At 47.4% G+C, this 3,222-nt stretch carries 2 protein-coding genes; both read left to right on the top strand.

The features are described 5' to 3' along the window. The coding region (locus tag PLH26_RS21120; protein ID WP_324587999.1) for a GMC oxidoreductase at nt 1–1,211 on the top strand (1,211 nt) is incomplete at its 5' end. A 35-nt stretch (nt 1,212–1,246) separates the two neighbouring features. Further along, a complete protein-coding gene (locus tag PLH26_RS21115; protein WP_324587998.1) occupies nt 1,247–2,959 on the top strand; it encodes a GMC oxidoreductase in 1,713 nt (570 codons plus the stop codon). Nucleotides 2,960–3,222: the final 263 nt, after the last annotated feature.

The following is a 3,222-nucleotide window of genomic DNA, read 5'->3' as shown; positions in this document are numbered from 1 at the left end:
CTGCACGTATCAAAGAAAAATTCGGCGGCAAACGGCATATGATCATAGGCCGTACTGCCAATATTACGGTTCCTTTTACCGACCAGGGAAGAGCCAGCTGCCAGTACCGCAACAAGTGCTGGCTGGGATGCCCTTTCGGTGCGTATTTCAGCACACAATCCTCTACGCTGCCGGCGGCTGTGAAAACAGGCAATCTTACGCTCCGCCCCTGGAGCATTGTTACAAAAATTTTATACGATAAAGATAAAAAAAGGGCAACCGGTGTTGAAGTGCTTGATGGTGAAAACAACAAGACCTATACCTACAATGCCAGAATTATTTTCCTGAACGCTTCTGCATTGAACAGCGCATGGATATTGATGAATTCCGCTACCGATATATGGCCCAACGGACTGGGCAGCAGCAGTGGTGAACTGGGGCATAATGTAATGGACCATCACCTGGGTGTGGGCGCCGGAGGCCAGGTAGAGGGCTATGAAGATCAATATTATTTTGGACGCCGTGCCAATGGCGTATACATTCCGCGATACCGCAATTTCTTTGGTGATAAAAGAGACTACCTGCGGGGCTTTGGATACGAGGGCGGCGGAAGCCGGGGCGGTTACAACCGTTCGGCAGAAGAGATATCTATTGGCGCTGATCTTAAAGACGCGCTTACTGAACCCGGAAGCTGGTCAATGTATATAGGCGGCTTTGGCGAAACATTGCCTTACCACGAAATCAGGATATACATTGATAAAAATACTTACTCCGACAAGCTGGAGCAGTTTAACGATCCCGTAACGGGTAAAGACCTGGGCATGCGCCCGGTGCCTGATAAAAATGGCAAACAGCGCCTGGATAAATGGGGGCTTCCGGTACTGGCTTTTGATGTAGAATACAAGGAGAACGAAAAGAAAATGCGTAAAGACATGCTGAACGACGCCATTGAAATGCTGGAAGCGGCAGGCGTTAAAAATGTACAGGGACGCGATGGCGACGGTACATTGGGAAGAGGCATACACGAAATGGGAACGGCGCGTATGGGTAAAGACCCCAAAACCTCGGTGTTGAATAAATTTAACCAGGTATGGGATGCACCCAATCTATTTGTTACCGACGGGGCATTTATGACATCCGCCTCATGTGTAAATCCATCACTCGGTTATATGGCTTTTACGGCCCGGGCAGCAGACCATGCAGCGAGCGAATTGAAAAAAAGAAATCTTTAGTACGAAAAGACAAACCTAAAACGATTTTATATATCATGCCAAACGACAGTACCCGTATCAACAATAAAGCCGTAGCTCAAAATACATATGATGCCATAGTGGTAGGTTCCGGCATCAGCGGCGGATGGGCCGCCAAAGAACTTTGTGAAAAAGGATTAAAGACCCTTGTGCTGGAAAGAGGAAGGAATGTAGAACACATTAAAGATTATACAGGCGCCACACTTAACCCATGGGAACTGAAACATCATGGCAGCCGTACACAGCAGGATAAAAAAGACAGTCCTATTCAAAGCAAATGCTACGCCTACAACGAGGTGTCGAAGCATTTTTTTGTAAATGACAAAGAGAATCCCTATAACCAGGTGAAGCCGTTTGACTGGATAAGGGGTTACCATGTTGGCGGAAGGTCTTTAACCTGGGGCAGGCAGTGTTACCGCTGGAGCGATATAGATTTTGAAGCCAACGCCAAAGATGGTCATGGTGTGGATTGGCCCATACGTTATAAAGATATTGCCCCCTGGTACGATTATGTTGAGCCTTTTGTAGGTATAAGCGGGTCAGTTGAAAGGCTCCCGCAATTACCTGATGGAAAATTTTTGCCTCCTATGGAAATGAACTGCCTGGAAAAGCATGTAGCGGAAAGAATTAAAAAAGAATTTTCGGATGGCAGGAGAATGATCATTGGCCGGTCGGCCAACCACACGCAAAAAGTGGGCGACCGCGGTCCATGCCAGTATAGAAACAAGTGCCATGAAGGTTGTCCCTTCGGCGGCTATTTCAGCAGCAACTCGGCAACGCTTCCCGCGGCAAAAAAAACAGGCAACCTCACGCTCCGGCCTTTCTCGATTGTTACAGAAGTAATTTATGATAAAGAAAGCAGGCGCGCCAAAGGTATCCGGATCATAGATGCCGAAACCATGAATACTGAAGAATATTTTGCAAAAATAATTTTCCTTAACGCATCCACCTTAGGTACAGCAACCATTTTACTTCATTCTGTATCCGATGCTTTTCCAAATGGTTTGGGCAACAGCAGCGAACAGGTAGGCCATAATTTGATGGATCATCATTATGGCGTTGGCGCCAGCGGATCGTTTGACGGATTCCCGGATCAGTATACCTATGGCAGACGGCCGAACGGCATTTATATTCCACGGTTCCGCAACATCAGCGAAAAAACAAAACGAAGCGATTATGTGAGAGGTTTCGGCTTCCAGGGCGGCGCTTCCAGGGGCAGGCCATGGAGTGCCGATGGGGTGGGGGAAGAACTAAAAGAGCAATTGCTGGAGCCCGGCAACTGGGGCATGGGTATTGGCTCATGGGGAGAACATTTACCCTATTATGAAAATAAAGCAACCCTCAGCAAAGATAAAAAAGACAAATGGGGGATGCCTACGCTGGATATAGATTGCGAATTCAAGACCAATGAGCTGGCCATGCGCAAAGACATGATGAACAGTGCTGCGGAGATGCTGGAAAAGGCCGGCTTAAAAAATGTAAATACCTACGACAGCATGCCTGCACCGGGTTTCTGCATTCACGAAATGGGTACCGCCCGGATGGGACGCGATCCCAAAACATCTGTACTGAACGGCTTTAACCAGATGCACGAAGTAAAAAACGTATTTATCACCGACGGTGCCTGCATGGCATCCTCGGCCTGCCAGAACCCGTCCATAACCTATATGGCATTAACGGCAAGAGCAGCGGATCATGCAGTAAAAGAGATGAAGAAGGGGAATATTTAATGTGGAGATGAACGCGGTCGGTACGCAACGAAGGAAGCGTCAGACCGCAGATGAAAGCATCAAGAACCGGATCACAAAACCCGGATATTTAAAATTTGAAATCCGAAGCAGCCCTATCTGAAAGCCGAGAGCCAAAAGCTAAACAAATAAATTATTTTTGATTACTTAAAATATCAATCATGAACAGACGCGAAGCCTTATCGAGAGTTGCGCTCATACTGGGCGGCACCGTGGTAGGAGCCACTGCTTTTTTGGAAGGATGC

It is taken from the genome of Agriterribacter sp., from assembly GCF_035444585.1.
In the GTDB taxonomy this organism is placed as follows: Bacteria; Bacteroidota; Bacteroidia; order Chitinophagales; family Chitinophagaceae; genus Agriterribacter.
This window is presented reverse-complemented; position numbering and strand designations above follow the sequence as displayed.

Excerpts from the sequence above, each read along its gene's own strand:
- PLH26_RS21115 (WP_324587998.1), top strand. The coding sequence starts at position 1,247 with ATGCCAAACGACAGTACCCGTATCAACAATAAAGCCGTAGCTCAAAAT.